Consider the following 13,882-nt stretch of genomic DNA (forward strand, 5'->3'; position numbering starts at 1 on the left):
AGCGGACACTGGGCTGTGCCTATGCTGGAGTCAGAAAATGCCGGTACTCAACGATTTCGCACAGCTTTACGCCTTGTCCTGGATCATGACGATTAGCCTGCTAGCGGCGCCGCTTGCGGTCTTTCTGGTGCGTGAGGCGCGCCAACGATCCTCTCGATCCATCTCGCCTATTGACACCCGCTTCCGGCAATCGCTGCTCCTTCGCCTGTTGTTACGCCTGGGGGTCGAACCCGAGCGCTATGGGCGGAGCTTCGGTCGGCATGGGCTGGCGCAGCAGCTCAAGGTCTGCGAATCCTGCCGCTATCGCCAGCAGTGCATCAAGGATCTCTCGGCCGGACAGGCTTCCCTGGCGCGCTGTCCGAACGCCGGTGCGATCGCCGCCTATTTCGCTGGCCGCGTTGTGGCGGCTTAGTATCCGGCTTCCTGGAGCCCAAGACGTGTCCAGCCACGCGCGGCAGACTGGATTGAGGGGTGAGCAGCCGGTTGCTTGCGGCGCGGCGGCCGTTGAAGACTCGGTTCCGGCGGGGCTATCCACGCGGGACGACCCCCGGCGGCGTCTCGATGCACAGCGTGCGGTAAGTCCCGTCGGGCGCGTGTCCGATGGCACCTCGTGGGAGCTGCTCGGTCACCGCGATGCCCTGAAGGTACTTCATGATTGGCGGACCTTCAGGAATCGGGTTTCCGCGCACCGGTCGGTACCCAACGGACTTGATCCGCCCGAGCACGACGACTATCGCGCTGCCATTCTGCCGTTGTTGTCCCCCGAGCGGGTCGCAGCCTTCGCGCCGCGCTGTCGCACCATCGTTGCGCGGACGCTGGTGGCGGCGCGCCGCACCGGTCGCGTCGACTGGATGCGGCAATGGGCGCTACCTCTGGCGGCCGAGCTGCAATGCGCCTATCTCGGCTTTCCGGAAGACCTCCAGCAAGCGCTCATGGAATGGAGCTTGCGCAGTGCGGCGGCGACGCGGGCAGGCGACCGCCAGCACCTGGCCGGCATTGCTGCGGAATTCGAGGAACTGTCGCAGCATGCAATCAGCCGTTGGGTGGACGAAGCGGACCCGGCAGCCGACAACATAACGCGCGCGCTCTGCGCAGCGCGCGTGCTGGGGCATCCGATGTCAGCGGCGGATGTCGCCAGCGTGCTGCGCAATTGGACCGCCGGCGAGCTCGGCACGATGGCGGCTGCGACCGGGATTCTGCTGCATTTCATCGCCACCGATGAAGTCGCGACCATACAGATGCGGACGCAGCCGGACCGGCTTGCGGAAGCCTCGGACGAGATCCTGCGCCTGCACGGGCCACTATTGGCCAATCGGCGCCGCGCCACACGCAATGTCGAGATCGCCGGGCAGCGCATTACGGCGGGCGAGCGCTTGCAAATCAACTGGGTGGCGGTCAACCGCGACCCCGAGGTCTTCGAGCAGCCGCACTGCTTTCGTCTCGGTCGACGGCCGGCGGATAACCTGCTTTATGGTGCCGGCATCCACCAGTGTCCGGGGGCGGCGCTATCGCGACTTGTTCTGTCGATCTTTCTCGAGGAGGCGCTGTCGGCTGCGGTCTCCCTCGACGGCCCGCCGTGTTTCGCACAGTCGCCGGCCAGCGGCTTTGCGAGGCTGCCGCTGCGCTTTGCCGAAACGGCCTGAGACGCTCCAGACTGTGGTGCCCCGCTGAATCCGGAGCCCGTGCACCGCGTCACGCCGAAGGCGTTCTCGTTAGCGGTTTGTTCTTAGCGCGAATTCGTATTGCCTCATACGGGAGCGCGGCCTTGATACTGCCAGCAGGCTATGCGGATGTGATCGCGCGCATCCCGGTCCGGCCACTACCGGGGTTTATCGCGGTCCTATCGAGGAGCAGAAGGCATGATTCAGGAAATGCTGGGTGTAGAGGTGCCATTGATACAGGCGCCGATGGCGGGTGTGCAGGACAGCGCGCTGGCCGCAGCCGTTTCCGAAGCAGGCGCGCTGGGTTCGCTACCCTGCGCGCGACTGGACGCCGACGGCCTGCGCGGTGAATGGCAGGCGTTGCGCGCGCGTTCGCGGCGACCGTGCAACGTCAACTTCTTTTGCCACGACTCGCCGGCACCGGATGAGCATGCGCAGGCGCACTGGTTGGCCACTCTTGCGCCTTACTACGAGGCACTCGGCCTGGAAGCTCCCGCCATCGGGGCGCATGCCGGTAGGCCACCCTTCGATCGCGCTGCGGCCGAGGCACTTGCCGAGCTGCGGCCGACTGTCGTCAGCTTCCATTTCGGTTTGCCCGCCGATCATCTCCTCGAGGAAGTGCGCGCCACCGGGGCGCGTGTGCTCAGCACAGCCACTACGGTCGAAGAAGCGCTCTGGCTGGAGCGCCGCGGTGTCGATGCCGTCATCGCGCAAGGCCTGGAAGCGGGTGGGCATCGCGGTCATTTCCTGTCACCGGATCTGACGCGGCAGGCCGGTACCTTCGCGCTGCTGCCACAGATCGCGCGCGCGATACGTGTGCCGGTCATTGCAGCCGGTGGCATCGCCGATGCCGCTGGTGTCAGGGCCGCCTTCGCGCTGGGGGCCTCGGCGGTGCAGGTCGGCACGGCCTTCCTGCTCAGCGACGAAGCCCGTACCAGCGATGTGCACCGCCGTGCGCTGCAGTCCGAGGCAGCGCGACACACGGCGCTCACCAATCTCTTCAGCGGGCGCCCGGCGCGGGCCATCGTCAACCGGCTCATGCGCGAGCTGGGACCGATCAGCGACGCTGTGCCTCCGTTTCCGCATGCGCTGCCAGCGCTGGCGCCACTGCGGGCGGCTGCCGAGCGCGAAGGCAGTGGCGACTATTCGTCGATGTGGGCCGGCGAGAACACCAGCGGCTGCCGGCAGGCACCGGCCGCCAAGATCGTCCGTGGCCTGATGGCCTGACGACCCTACTGGCTGCGCCTAGAGCAGGGCCAGCAAGCCGGTCATTGCCAGCAGCGCGCAGCCTAGCTGGATGCCGATGACCATGGCGGTTTTCAGGTCCGCACGATGCAGATAGTCCTCGGCAACGGTCTGCAGGCCCAGCGCCAGATGATGGAAGAGCGCCAGCAATAGCGCGGCCAGCAAGACACGGTTGGGCATCGCGCCGATCCACCGCTCGAAGGCCGCATGGTCGGCCGGAATTAGCTGCAGCAGCACACCCAGGAACCAGAGGCTGAGCGGCAGCAGCGCCACTGCGCTCACACGCTGCGCACACCAGTGATGGGCGCCGTGGTGCGCTGATCCGGCGCCGCGCGCACGAGCGAGTGGTGTCTGCATCTCCGGCCGGCTCATGGGGCGCCCCGGGCGAACATCCCCGCCGCCAACCAGAAGCACAGCGTCAGCGTTAGGCTGGCGCCCACCACGGCCCAGCCGGAGGCGTAGATCGCGGTCAGCGAGAAGCCGTGACCGCTGTCCCAGACCAGGTGCCGGATGCCGTTGCACAGGTGATAGAAGAGCGCGAAGCTCCAGGCAAAGAGCAGCAACGAGCCGAGCGGCGACAGCAGCAGCCCCAGCAGCCCGTGATAGGCCTCGGGCCCGGCACGCCCGGCGAGCAGCCAAACAACGATGAGCAGGGCGCCGAAGCCGAGGGCGATGCCGCTGAGGCGGTGGCAGAAGGACAGCACCGAGGTCAGCTGCGGCCGATAGACCTGAACGTGCGGTGCCAGCGGACGCTTGCGCGAATGCATGGCGTCAGCCCCGCCGCAGCGCGATGGCCTTCTTGATCGAGGCGATGGCCTCGCCCGGATTGAGGCCCTTCGGGCAGGTGCGCGTGCAGTTCAGGATCGTGTGGCACCTGTAAAGCCGGAAGGGATCCTCGAGCGCATCGAGCCGCGTGCCGGTGGCTTCGTCGCGGCTGTCGACGATCCAGCGTTGCGCCTGCAGCAGCACGGCCGGGCCGAGGAAGCGGTCGCCGTTCCACCAGTGGCTCGGACAGCCGGCCGTGCAGCAGAAGCAGAGGATGCATTCGTAGTAGCCGTCCAGTTCGGCGCGCTCGGCGGGGGACTGGAGCCGCTCGCGGTCGGGGGCCGGGCTGTCGGCCTGCAGCCAGGGCGCGATGGATTCGTACTGCGCGTAGAGATGCGTCAGGTCGGGCACCAGATCCTTGATGACGCGCAGGTTGTTGAGCGGATAGACGGTAACGGTCTCCTCGGTCTCTTCCAGCGGGCGCATGCACGCCAGCCAGTTGGCTCCGTCGATGTTCATGGCGCAGGAGCCGCAGACCCCTTCGCGGCAGGATCGCCGGAAGGTCAGCGTCGGGTCGATCTCGTTCTTGATGGTGATCAGCGCGTCGAGCAGCATCGGACCGCAGCGCGCGGCGTCGACGGTGTAGCGGTCGAGGCGGGGGTTGTCGCCGCTGTCGGGATCATAGCGGTAGACCGCCAGGCGCTTCGGCTGCAGGCAATCGGCCGGCGCAGGCCATTCGCGGCCGAGCCGCACGCGCGAGCCCGGCTCCACGCCCAGCTGCTTCGGCACCGGGAAGCGCTTCAGCGGCCGCCAGCGCGGCTGCTCGCTGGATCGACGAATCAGCATGCCGTCTCTCCCGGGCTAGCCCGTGCCACCGCCGGGCAGGGCGCCGCCTTCATCCTCCCAGCGCTCCTCGCAATCGCAGTCGTAGACCGGCTCGGGGCCGAGCTCTTCGAGCGCCTGGGCGGCGTGGGCGTAGGCGGCGCCGGCGCGCATCTCGGCCGCCACCCAGATGGCCTCCATGATCTGCGACTGCGTCGCGCCTTCGCGAACCGCGGCCTGGGTATGCCCCTTGATGCAGGTCGGGCACTGCGTGACGTGTGCCACCGCCACGGCGATCAGCTGCTTGGTCTGGGTGTTCAGCGCGCCGTCCTGGAAGACCGCCTTGCTGAAGGCGCGGAAGGCGGCATCGGCATCCGGCGCCAGGCTGCGGCGCCTCTCGTTGAGGGCCTGGTTCGGTTTCCAGCTGCTGGTTTCGGTCATCGCGCTGTCCTCCTTGTTGCCGTTCCGGGTGTTGCCCGGGCTGCCGGGCACGATTCGGTTACCGGCGTGCTCGATGTGTGGCTTCGGCCCTCGGGCCAGTAATGACTGTCGGGCAGGGGGCGGGGTCCGAAGATGGCCTGGCCGATACGAACGACGGTAGCGCCTTCTTCGATGGCCAGCTCATAGTCTCCGGACATCCCCATCGATAGCTCGCGTAGGGTGACATTCGGCGGCGCGTTCTGGCGGAGCCGGTCGCGCAGCGCGCGCAGGTGCTGGAAGCAGGCGCGTACGGCGGTGTCGTCGCGGGCCTGCAGCGCCAGCGTCATGAGGCCGGTCACGCGCAGGCTCTGGAAAACCGGCATTTGCTGGAGGAATGCTGCCACTTCGTCGGGCGGCAAGCCGTACTTGCTTGCCTCGCCGGAGGTGTTCACCTGCACCATGACCTCCAGCGCCCGGCCTTCGGCCTGCAGGCGACGGTCCAGTGCTGCAGCCGTGCGCAGGCTGTCCAGCGCCTGGAACTCGCTGGCAAAGCGGGCCACCTGCTTCGCCTTGTTGGTCTGCAGGTGGCCGATGATCGACCAGCGTAGGCTGAGCTCGGCCAGCGCCTCGGCCTTGGCGGCGGCCTCCTGCACCTTGTTCTCGCCGAACTCGCGGCAACCGGCGGCGTGCGCGGCGCGCAGTCGCGCGGCATCGACGGTCTTGCTGACCGGCAGCAGGCGCACGCTGGCCGGATCGCGACCGCAGGCTGTGCAGCGGGCAGCAATGCGCGCGCGCAGGCCGGCAAGGCGGTGTGCGAGACCGGCGGTGGCGGTGTCGTCGGCCTGCGTGGCCGGCGTCGAGCTATCTGGCCGAGCAGCCGTCATCTCAGGTGAAATCCAGTCGCGCCAGGTCGCGTGCTTGCAGGCGCACCTCGGCGTCCTGCTGCTGGGCGAGCTGATGAAAGAGCTCCTCCTCTTCCGGCACTTGCGCCAGCTCGGCGCGCACGCGGTACATGTCCTGCAGCGTGCGATGCGCGGTCAACGCATTGGCCAGCACATCGTGCACGTCGGCGCAGCCCAGGCACTTCGGGATGCGCTGCAGCACGCTCGGGTGGCCGAACTGCGCGCTGTCGCGCAGCCAGGTATCCAGCAGCCCCTCGCCGGTGTTGGCCAGGTAGGCGGCCATGGCCTCGGCGATGCGCTGCTCGCGACCGGCGAGAAATTCCAGCGCCAACCGCAGGCGGGCATCCGGCTGGCTCTTCGCCAGTTCCTGATAATGCTTGGTGAGCGCGACGTGAAAGGCCTGCGCCCAGTCGAGCAGATCGCGTAGCTGCCGAAAGACCATGGAGAGCCCTCCCGATATCAGCCGCGGGCGGAGTCGGGGCTCATCGCCAGTAGTCGTTGGCCTCGGCGATGGTGCGGAAATGGGTGGCGATGACCTGCGAGGCCGAGATCAGGCTATCGGCGTCTCGGGCATATTTCGGGCGCAGCGTCTTGCGCACGTCGGCGTCGGGCTGCGTCTTGGCCACGCCCTTCTGCGACAGCTTGACCGCCAGCGCGAAGCCTTCTTCGGGCGTGTCGGTAACCAGGCTGGGCAGCCAGCTTTGCCCGGCCCCGTCGGCGGGCTCTGCCGACGCGACGGCCGGCGCAGCCAGGCTGAGCGCCGCGGCAAGCAGCCCGGTTGCCATTGCCTTTCCGTTCCGGTGTCGCATCCGAAGCATGCGCATGCTCGACTCCTTTGTAGTGCCGACCAATGAAGATCGACTATCACGTTATCATTAAAAACGTAAACGAGATACTGCTTCAAATCGTTGGCGGGACACAGCGCCGGACATGATGCGCAACCGGATAGCGACGCCCCGCCCACCGGCACTCACAAAGGACCGGCACCAATGCGCGCTTTCAAGGATATTCCTGTCGTCGTCGTCCGCAGCGGCTCCAAGTACGAGAAGCCGACGGGCGTGCGCGCCATCAAGGATGGTGTGAAGCAGCGGAGCAATGCTGCGCCGGTTGCCAGGGGCAACAAGCCGAGCTGGCTCAAGGTGCAGGTGCCGACCGGGGAGGGCTACAAGCGCACCAAGCAGACGGTGCGCGACCACAAGCTTTCCACGGTTTGCGAAGAGTCCATGTGCCCGAACATCGCCGAATGCTGGAGCGCCGGCACGGCCACCATCATGCTGATGGGCGATGTCTGCACGCGCGCCTGCCGCTTCTGCGCGGTGGATACCGGCAACCCCAAGGGCTGGCTGGATCATGATGAGCCCCGGCAGGCTTCCGAAACGGTGCAGCTGATGGGGCTGCAGTACGTCGTGCTGACCTCGGTCGACCGGGACGATCTGGAGGATGCCGGCGCCGGTCACTACGCGGCCTGTATCCGTCAGATCAAGGCGGACAACCCCGGCACGGCCGTTGAGGCGCTGACCCCGGATTTTCAGGGCGTGCACGAATGGGTCGATCGCGTCATCGACACCGGGCTGGAGGTCTTTGCCCAGAACGTCGAGACAGTGCGGCGGCTGACGCATCCGGTGCGCGATCCGCGCGCCAGCTACGAGCGCACGCTGGATGTGCTGGCGCACGCCAAGGCGCGTAACCCCGAGGTACTGACCAAGACCAGCCTCATGCTGGGTCTCGGCGAGACCGAGGAAGAGATCGACCAGACGATGGACGATTTGCGCGCCATCGGCGTGGACATCGTGACCTTCGGCCAGTACCTGCAGCCGACGGCCAATCACCTGCCCGTGGAGCGCTTCGTGCACCCGGACGAATTCGCGAAGTACCGCCAGTGGGGCCTCGACAAGGGCTTCCTGGAGGTGGTTTCCGGCCCGCTGGTGCGTTCGAGCTATCGGGCCGAGCGCGTTCTGGAGAAGAACAACTGTGGCATCGGCGTCGAGCCCACCAAGGCGGGCTCGGCTGTGCGCCCTTAAGGCTTATTGCAGTTGCCATTCCAGCCGCAGGCCGTAGGTGCGGGGCGCCGCCAGCGTGCCGACGGTGTTGAAATCGGTCTGGAACTGGTTGAGGAAGTAGGTGCTGTCGGTCAGGTTGTCGCCGAAGAGCGTGAGGCTGAGGCCGCTTCGGCGGTGCTGCGCGCTGATCTGTGCCTGCAGGGTGTGAAAGGCGGGCTGCGCGATGGCGTTCTGCTGGTCGAAGAAATAGTCGTCGCTGTAGTAGAAGCTGACGCCGGCCTCGATGGCGCCGAAGCGCGTGAAGTGTCCGTAGCGTAAGCCGGCGCGGCCGGTGAAGCGCGGCGCGCGCATGCTCTCGTTGCCCGTGAAGTCGAGATCGGAGCGGAACAGGCCGGTGCGCTCGTCGAAGCCCGTGCCGTTGGGATATTCGGTGTACTCGCCGTCGAGCAGGGCGGCGCCGAGATCGAGGCGCAGGCCGGGCAGCCGGCGACGCAGCGGCAGCCACTGCAGCGCCGCGTCGATGCCCTGAATGACGGTTTCCGGGGCATTCTCCAGCGTCACCGCGCCGCTGCTCTGCAGCGACAGGATGAGCACCTGCAGGTTGTCGATGCGGTTGTGGAAGGCGGCGGCGCTGTAGCGCAGGCCCCAGTCGCGGGCCTCGCCCTTGATGCCCAGCTCCCAGGCCGTTATGCGCTCGGGCTGGACTTCGCTCGGCTCCCGGAAGAGATTGAGCACATTGAAGGTGCCGGACTTGTAACCCTCCTGCCAGCTGAGAAAGACCAACGGGCCGTCGTTGAAGCGGTAATCCAGCGTGACCTTCGGCGAGAAATCGCTGTAGTCGCGCTGCCGGGGCGCGAAGCGGCGCAACGGCGGATCGGCGGGCGAGTCGTCGGCGAGCAGCAGCGCGACGCGCGATTCGGTCAGGGCGCGCTCCTCGCGCAGGTAGCGGCCACCGAGGGTGAGGCGCCAGCCCCGGCTCAGCCCCAGGCTGGCCTGCGCGTAGACCGAGTGCGAGCGGGTGTCCACCAGCCCGTTGAGAAAGAGCTTGACCCCGTCGGGGACACCCAGCGGAAGGCCGATGCGCTCGAGCAGGCCGTCGACCAGTCCCAGCGGGCCGCTGAGCAGCGGATCGGTCAGCGACTCGGCCAGCGTGAACTGAACATCGCGGAAGCCCTGGTCCCTGCCGTCGAAGAAATAGTAGCCGGCGGTCCACTGCAGGCGCTCGGGCCACAACGAGCCTGGATTCGACAGCAGCTGCAGCTCGGCTGTGGTGATGCGCGCACCCATGTCCCGCGGGCGGAAGGTGGCCAGCGGCGTCGGCGAGCCCTCGAAGTCGAACTGCGTGAAAGTGCTGACCTCCTGGAAGCTGCCCGTCAGCTTGGCGTCGAAGCGCGGGCCCTGCCATTCGCCGATGCCATAGAACACAGTGTTGTCAGCCTTCAGGCGCGGGGCGACGTCCGGGTCGCTGGTGAAGGGCTCAGGCGACTCCAGCACGAGAAGGCGGAACAGCGGCTTGGTATCCATGGCGCTGACCAGCGCCGTGCCGGTGCCGTCCTGGTCGGTGAGCAGCGCGGCCAGCGACAGCGTCATCGTGTCGCTGGCATCCCAGTCCAGCCGCGCCTGCAATCCCCGCGAGCGCTCGGTGGCGAACGGCGGTCGCGGGCTGCCGGAGGGTCGATCGTAGTAGCTGTCGCGCTCGGAATAGCGCGCGGCGAGACCGAGCCGGAGGCTGTCGCCCAACCCGCCGGTGAGATAGGCGCGCGCGCTGCGCGCGTCGAAATCGCCGGCCGAGGTCGCGAGGGTGGCCGAGGGCTGTTGCTCGGGTGCCTTGGTGAGGATGTTGATGGCACCTCCCGTGCTGTTGCGGCCGAAGAGCGTGCCCTGCGGGCCCTTGAGGATCTCGACGCGCTCGATCTCGACGAATTCCTGCGCCAGCGCGTGCGCGAAGGGGGTGTAGACCCCGTCGATGTAGCTGGTGACGCTGCTGTCGCCCGACGGCAGGAACTGGTCGGTGCCGACGCCGCGCAGATAGATGACCGAGAAGCCGACGAAGTTGTCGTAGACCAGCCCCGGCGTGACGCGGCTGAGGTCGGTGGGGCTGGAGACACCGAGGCTGCGCAGCTCGCTGCCGGTGAAGGGGGTGGCCGATACCGGGATGTCGCGGAGATTCTCCTCGCGCTTGCGCGCCGTCACCACGACTTCCGCCAGGTCAGCCGGCGGCGGGGCTTCCGATCCGGCCTCGTTTTCGGTGGCGGCGGCCACCGGAATCATCTCGACCTCTTCCGCCGACGCCGGCCACTCCGACGCGCCCTGCGGCCAGGCTGCGCCGCTGCTCAGCATCAGCGCGCTCAGCAGCCCGACGCCCGGTCGTGCCGGCATCATCGCGCCGGCTTGCGGGCGATCAGCGCCACGGCCTGCAGGTGACGCGCGTGCCGGCGGAAGACGCGACGCATCTGCAGCACGCGCCGGCGTGCGGCGCGGTCCCGCAGCAGCCGCGCCAGAAAGCGCAGGCTGCGCATCGGCCCTTCGTCGATGAGGAAGCGCGACACCGCCAGCAGCCGCATCGGGGCGCGATGCACGGTCTCGACCCGGAAGCCCTGGGCCTCGAGCAGGTCGCGCCACTGGTGGATGTCCAGCGGTCGGGCGCCGACGTGAATCGCCTGGACGAGATCCTGGGTGATGCGCTGCCGCTGCGCGCTGTCCAGGTCGTCGGGTGTCAGCGCCAGCTCGTGGATGGCGTAGCGCCCACCCGGCGCGAGCAGTCGCCAGGCCTCCGCGACGATGGCGCGCTTGCCCGCCTCGGTCTGCATGGTCAGCATCGCCTCGCCCAGCACCGCATCGGCGCTGCCAGTGTCCAGCGAAGTGGCCTCGGCGTCGCCCTCGACGATGCGCGCGCCGGGCTGGCAGGCAATCTGGCCGGCCAGCAGGCTCGCCGCTTCGGGGTCGCGCTCCACGCCCACGTAGCTCGCCGGTGGCGTGCGCAGGACCTGGCGGGCGGTCAGGCCGAGACCCGGCGCCAGCTCAACGACGCGGTCGGCCTTGGTGACGCGCAGGGTCGCCAGCATGGCGCTGGTGAGTTGGCGGCCGCCGGGCCGCAGCACGCGCTTGCCCAGGCGGGCGAGCAGCCAGTGCCCCGGCATGCGGGCGACGTCGAGATGCGCGCCGGGCAGGACAGGCGCATCGGCCTGATCCGCCGAAGAATGAAAAGCGGTCTTGATCGTGCGGCTGTGCAGGAAGCTTGTCATGGTGCGCATCAAATAGGAATGAGATGCACTAATAATAAGGAAGCGCCAGCGCCCGCGTATTGATCCAGATCAATTCGCATTCGCGTTGACCGAGGGCTTTGATTTGGCGGGATCTCTGGCCTTGGTCCGTGGGGTAGGGTAGGCGCGAAGACCGTGCGGTGATCCGGACTGACCATCTGGCACCGTCGGCGGTGCCGGCTGGCGCGGCCTTTTCGGCTTGGCGACGAAGCCAGTGCCAGCGATGTGCATCGCGGTGCACTTCAGTCCTAAGCCGTGAGGCATCCCACGCTCACCAATCTCGTCAGCTGAGCCGCGGCACGGGTCATCGTCAGTTGGCTCATGCACCAGCTGGGACCGATCAGCGATGCCGCACCCCCGTTTCCACAGGCGCTTCCGGCGCTGGCGCCACTGCGCGCAGCTGTCGAGCGCGAAGGCAGTGGCGACTTTTCGTCGATGTGGGCCGGTCAGAACACCAGTAGCTGCCAGCAGGCGCCGGCCGCGGAGATCGTTCGTGCACTGACGGCCGGGTAGGGGCGCCTCCGGTCCCAGATAGGCGCCCTGACGATCCCAGGGCGTCCGATGCATAGCCGGGCCGCAGGCATGGGAGCGATGCAGCTCATTGCTGGGCCGGCTGAATAAAGAAGGCCGGACTGCACTGCGTGCTCGAGCGGGTTGTCGCGCGCTCGATGGCCTCGCGGTTCGGGCAGGCCGCAAGCGGCACTGGCTCTGCGTGCCTTAGGCTGCGGCTGCACTCGGCGACATGCGGGCAGTGCTGGCATCGGCGAATCTGCTGCTTCAGAAGCGATGCCTGGGTGCCGCGCACGTAGGCTTCCAGCGCAACGCCCTGACGCAGCAGCACCTCGGCCAGGCGCGTTCTGCGCAGCCTTTTCAGCAGTGCGCGTTGCTGGCGGTGCAGATGGGTCAGGCTATCCCTGTAGAAGAGGGCAAGCAGTGACAGGAAGCTCACACCGACTGTGAGCATGACGCCGCTAACCAGGGCGAAGGGAATCAGTGCTTGCATGTCAGGCTCCCGCTGGGCGTGCTCCGAATGCTGTGCGTTCGGAGCGCATTGCGCGTTGATCCAGATCAAGGGAAACGCGATTCCGGTCTGCAGCAGCACCGCGGGATCGGTCCCGACTCCCTTGTCCCAGCGGCAAGAGCGCGCTTGACGGAGGTTATGGCTATCTCAGTGGCTCGCCCGTGGCGCAAGTATTCTTCGCGAGCAAGTGAGGCTGTTACTTGACGTGGATCAACGCCATAGCCATGGTTGCTCGGCATCCTTGTCGAAGCAATGACAACGTCAGATGACGCAGGGAGTTGGGTGTGACGCCAAACCACATCGATGGGACCTCGCTTCGGATTTCAGGGGGTCACGGATTTTCGAGCTGCCCACGTGCTTTGTTGTCAACGGGCTGCGATGGGCCGCCTGGCCCGCCGATTCGCTACGAAAGCAAGACTCGGCATTCTTCAGGATTTGCATTCGCCCTTGAGCGAGTAGGTCGATGACGGCGTCAGGCGAAGAAGGTGCCGGCGTGGCCAACCGCATGCTCGGCATGACGACGCTGGCCTGGACGGTCTGCTTCGCGGTCTGGACCATCTTTTCCATCATCGGAGTGCAGATCCAGCAGGAGCTGGGTCTGTCCGAGACGCAGTTCGGGCTGTTGATCTCGACGCCGGTGCTGACCGGTGCGATTGCGCGCCTGCTGCTCGGCATTGCCGCCGAGCGCTTCGGGCCACGCTGGGTGAGCATCCTGGCGATGCTGGCCAGCGCGGCTTCAGCCTGGATGCTGAGCTGGGCGACGAGCTATGCGGGCTTCCTGGTCGCCGCGCTCGGCGTCGGGCTTTCCGGTGCGGTCTTCATTACCGGCATCAGCTTCATCGCTCGCTGGTACCCGAAGGAGCGCCAGGGTCTGGCTTTCGGGCTGTTCGGAGTCGGACAGGTGGGCGCGGCGGTGACGAACTTCGGCGCGCCGATCATCATGGCCGCAGTGGGTTGGCAGGCGACGGCGCAGATCTACGCGGTCGCGCTGGCCGCCGCAGCGGCGTTGTTCTGGCTGCTGACCAGCGATGATCCCGAGACCATCGACCGGCGGGCGACCGGGCGACGGGGCACTTCGCTGGCCGATCAGCTCAAGCCGCTGCGCTTCCTGCGTGTCTGGCGCTTCGCGCTGTACTACTTCTTCGCCTTCGGCGCCTTCGTTGCGCTGGCCTCGTGGCTGCCGCGCTACTACACCGGTTTCTACGAGCTGCCGCTAGGCCAGGCCGGCATGCTGACCGCGGTGTTTTCCTTCTCGGCGGCGGTCTTCCGCGCGCTGGGTGGCTGGCTATCGGATCGCTGGGGGCCGCGGCGGGTGATGTACATCACCTTCATCGCCTCGCTGTTCTGCCTGCTGCTGCTGTCCTATCCGCGCACGACCTACATCATCGAGGGGATGCGCGGGCCGATCGAATTCAGCTTCGGCATGCCGCTGGCCGGCTTCGTCGGCATCAGTTTTCTTCTAGGCTTCGTGATGTCGCTGGGCATGGCGGCGGTGTTCAAGCACATACCGGCCTACTTCCCGGACCACGTCGGCTCGGTCGGTGGCATGGTCGGGATGATCGGCGGCCTGGGTGGCTTCTTCCTGCCCATCGTCTTCGGCATCGTCAACGATCTGACAGGCGTCTGGAACACGGCCTTCATGGCGTTGTTCGCGCTGGTGGCGGTGAACCTGACCTGGATGCACTTCGCCATCGTGCGCATGGAGCGCCGACGCTACCCCGGCCTGGAAACGCTGCGCGACCTGCCCGAAGCGATTCCCGAGGGCGAAGCCTCCAAATCATGA

At 67.2% G+C, this 13,882-nt stretch carries 16 protein-coding genes; 6 read left to right on the forward strand and 10 right to left on the reverse strand.

All coding sequences use genetic code 11. The features are described 5' to 3' along the window. Nucleotides 1-37: 37 nt before the first annotated feature. The 3 genes from U743_RS19275 to U743_RS05060 all read left to right on the forward strand — a co-directional run bounded on the left by U743_RS19275 (nucleotide 38) and on the right by U743_RS05060 (nucleotide 2,888). Complete coding sequence (locus U743_RS19275; RefSeq protein ID WP_043766053.1) at nucleotides 38-412, forward strand: hypothetical protein; 375 nt, start codon at nucleotides 38-40, stop codon at nucleotides 410-412. 181 nt (nucleotides 413-593) lie between these two features. Then, on the forward strand, nucleotides 594-1,643 hold the full coding sequence (locus tag U743_RS05055; protein WP_052367546.1) for a cytochrome P450: 1,050 nt from the start codon (nucleotides 594-596) through the stop codon (nucleotides 1,641-1,643). A gap of 216 nt (nucleotides 1,644-1,859) precedes the next feature. Next, nucleotides 1,860-2,888: an NAD(P)H-dependent flavin oxidoreductase gene (locus U743_RS05060; RefSeq protein WP_043766055.1), complete on the forward strand. Its 1,029-nt coding sequence runs from the start codon at nucleotides 1,860-1,862 to the stop codon at nucleotides 2,886-2,888. 18 nt (nucleotides 2,889-2,906) lie between these two features. On the opposite strand, the gene sdhD is transcribed toward U743_RS05060, so the two are convergent. The 7 genes from sdhD to U743_RS05095 are packed head-to-tail and all read right to left on the reverse strand — an operon-like array spanning nucleotide 2,907 to nucleotide 6,600. After that, a complete protein-coding gene (sdhD, locus tag U743_RS05065; protein WP_043766058.1) occupies nucleotides 2,907-3,278 on the reverse strand; it encodes a succinate dehydrogenase, hydrophobic membrane anchor protein in 372 nt (123 codons plus the stop codon). Next, entirely contained in the window at nucleotides 3,275-3,673 is a 399-nt protein-coding gene (gene sdhC / locus U743_RS05070; protein ID WP_043766061.1) for a succinate dehydrogenase, cytochrome b556 subunit, read from the reverse strand. The genes sdhD and sdhC overlap by 4 nt, the downstream gene beginning before the upstream one ends. Nucleotides 3,674-3,677: 4 nt before the next feature. Beyond that, on the reverse strand, nucleotides 3,678-4,517 hold the full coding sequence (locus tag U743_RS05075) for a succinate dehydrogenase iron-sulfur subunit (RefSeq protein WP_052367547.1): 840 nt from the start codon (nucleotides 4,515-4,517) through the stop codon (nucleotides 3,678-3,680). A 15-nt stretch (nucleotides 4,518-4,532) separates the two neighbouring features. Next, a complete protein-coding gene (locus U743_RS05080) occupies nucleotides 4,533-4,934 on the reverse strand; it encodes a carboxymuconolactone decarboxylase family protein (RefSeq protein WP_084191375.1) in 402 nt (133 codons plus the stop codon). Continuing rightward, nucleotides 4,931-5,797, reverse strand: coding sequence for a YggS family pyridoxal phosphate-dependent enzyme (locus U743_RS05085; protein ID WP_084191376.1), 867 nt, complete (start codon nucleotides 5,795-5,797; stop codon nucleotides 4,931-4,933). Before U743_RS05085 ends, U743_RS05080 begins: the two co-directional genes overlap by 4 nt. Before the next feature lies 1 nt (nucleotide 5,798). Continuing rightward, nucleotides 5,799-6,257: a hypothetical protein gene (locus U743_RS05090; RefSeq protein WP_052367548.1), complete on the reverse strand. Its 459-nt coding sequence runs from the start codon at nucleotides 6,255-6,257 to the stop codon at nucleotides 5,799-5,801. Between the two features lie 40 nt (nucleotides 6,258-6,297). Then, the gene (locus tag U743_RS05095) at nucleotides 6,298-6,600 is read right to left on the reverse strand and encodes a hexameric tyrosine-coordinated heme protein (protein WP_156966342.1); all 303 of its coding nucleotides are present in this window, start codon (nucleotides 6,598-6,600) and stop codon (nucleotides 6,298-6,300) included. Between the two features lie 204 nt (nucleotides 6,601-6,804). Between U743_RS05095 and lipA the strand changes: the two genes are divergently transcribed. After that, nucleotides 6,805-7,836 (forward strand): lipoyl synthase, encoded by a 1,032-nt coding sequence (gene lipA, locus U743_RS05100; protein WP_043766065.1) that lies wholly within the window; start codon nucleotides 6,805-6,807, stop codon nucleotides 7,834-7,836. A gap of 3 nt (nucleotides 7,837-7,839) precedes the next feature. Here lipA and U743_RS05105 read toward each other — a convergent pair whose 3' ends face one another. Further along, entirely contained in the window at nucleotides 7,840-10,197 is a 2,358-nt protein-coding gene (locus tag U743_RS05105) for a TonB-dependent receptor (RefSeq protein WP_043766069.1), read from the reverse strand. Further along, on the reverse strand, nucleotides 10,194-11,060 hold the full coding sequence (locus U743_RS05110) for a class I SAM-dependent methyltransferase (RefSeq protein ID WP_084191711.1): 867 nt from the start codon (nucleotides 11,058-11,060) through the stop codon (nucleotides 10,194-10,196). The genes U743_RS05105 and U743_RS05110 overlap by 4 nt, the downstream gene beginning before the upstream one ends. A gap of 339 nt (nucleotides 11,061-11,399) precedes the next feature. On the opposite strand from U743_RS05110, the gene U743_RS05115 reads away from it, so the two are divergent. Further along, nucleotides 11,400-11,591 (forward strand): hypothetical protein, encoded by a 192-nt coding sequence (locus U743_RS05115; protein WP_043766071.1) that lies wholly within the window; start codon nucleotides 11,400-11,402, stop codon nucleotides 11,589-11,591. A gap of 85 nt (nucleotides 11,592-11,676) precedes the next feature. Here U743_RS05115 and U743_RS05120 read toward each other — a convergent pair whose 3' ends face one another. Next, nucleotides 11,677-12,180, reverse strand: a complete 504-nt coding sequence (locus U743_RS05120; RefSeq protein ID WP_043766074.1) for a hypothetical protein — start codon at nucleotides 12,178-12,180, stop codon at nucleotides 11,677-11,679. 382 nt (nucleotides 12,181-12,562) lie between these two features. Between U743_RS05120 and U743_RS05125 the strand changes: the two genes are divergently transcribed. Continuing rightward, the gene (locus tag U743_RS05125) at nucleotides 12,563-13,882 is read left to right on the forward strand and encodes an MFS transporter (RefSeq protein WP_043766077.1); all 1,320 of its coding nucleotides are present in this window, start codon (nucleotides 12,563-12,565) and stop codon (nucleotides 13,880-13,882) included.

This window comes from Algiphilus aromaticivorans DG1253 (assembly GCF_000733765.1).
Lineage (GTDB): Bacteria > Pseudomonadota > Gammaproteobacteria > Nevskiales > Nevskiaceae > Algiphilus > Algiphilus aromaticivorans.

Coding starts and splice junctions, on each gene's coding strand:
- U743_RS19275 (WP_043766053.1), top strand. CDS start 38: ATGCCGGTACTCAACGATTTCGCACAGCTTTACGCCTTGTCCTGGATC.
- U743_RS05060 (WP_043766055.1), top strand. CDS start 1,860: ATGATTCAGGAAATGCTGGGTGTAGAGGTGCCATTGATACAGGCGCCG.
- sdhD (WP_043766058.1), bottom strand. CDS start 3,278: ATGAGCCGGCCGGAGATGCAGACACCACTCGCTCGTGCGCGCGGCGCC.
- sdhC (WP_043766061.1), bottom strand. CDS start 3,673: ATGCATTCGCGCAAGCGTCCGCTGGCACCGCACGTTCAGGTCTATCGG.
- U743_RS05075 (WP_052367547.1), bottom strand. CDS start 4,517: ATGCTGATTCGTCGATCCAGCGAGCAGCCGCGCTGGCGGCCGCTGAAG.
- U743_RS05080 (WP_084191375.1), bottom strand. CDS start 4,934: ATGACCGAAACCAGCAGCTGGAAACCGAACCAGGCCCTCAACGAGAGG.
- U743_RS05085 (WP_084191376.1), bottom strand. CDS start 5,797: ATGACGGCTGCTCGGCCAGATAGCTCGACGCCGGCCACGCAGGCCGAC.
- U743_RS05090 (WP_052367548.1), bottom strand. CDS start 6,257: ATGGTCTTTCGGCAGCTACGCGATCTGCTCGACTGGGCGCAGGCCTTT.
- U743_RS05095 (WP_156966342.1), bottom strand. CDS start 6,600: ATGGCAACCGGGCTGCTTGCCGCGGCGCTCAGCCTGGCTGCGCCGGCC.
- lipA (WP_043766065.1), top strand. CDS start 6,805: ATGCGCGCTTTCAAGGATATTCCTGTCGTCGTCGTCCGCAGCGGCTCC.
- U743_RS05105 (WP_043766069.1), bottom strand. CDS start 10,197: ATGATGCCGGCACGACCGGGCGTCGGGCTGCTGAGCGCGCTGATGCTG.
- U743_RS05110 (WP_084191711.1), bottom strand. CDS start 11,060: ATGACAAGCTTCCTGCACAGCCGCACGATCAAGACCGCTTTTCATTCT.
- U743_RS05115 (WP_043766071.1), top strand. CDS start 11,400: ATGCACCAGCTGGGACCGATCAGCGATGCCGCACCCCCGTTTCCACAG.
- U743_RS05125 (WP_043766077.1), top strand. CDS start 12,563: ATGACGGCGTCAGGCGAAGAAGGTGCCGGCGTGGCCAACCGCATGCTC.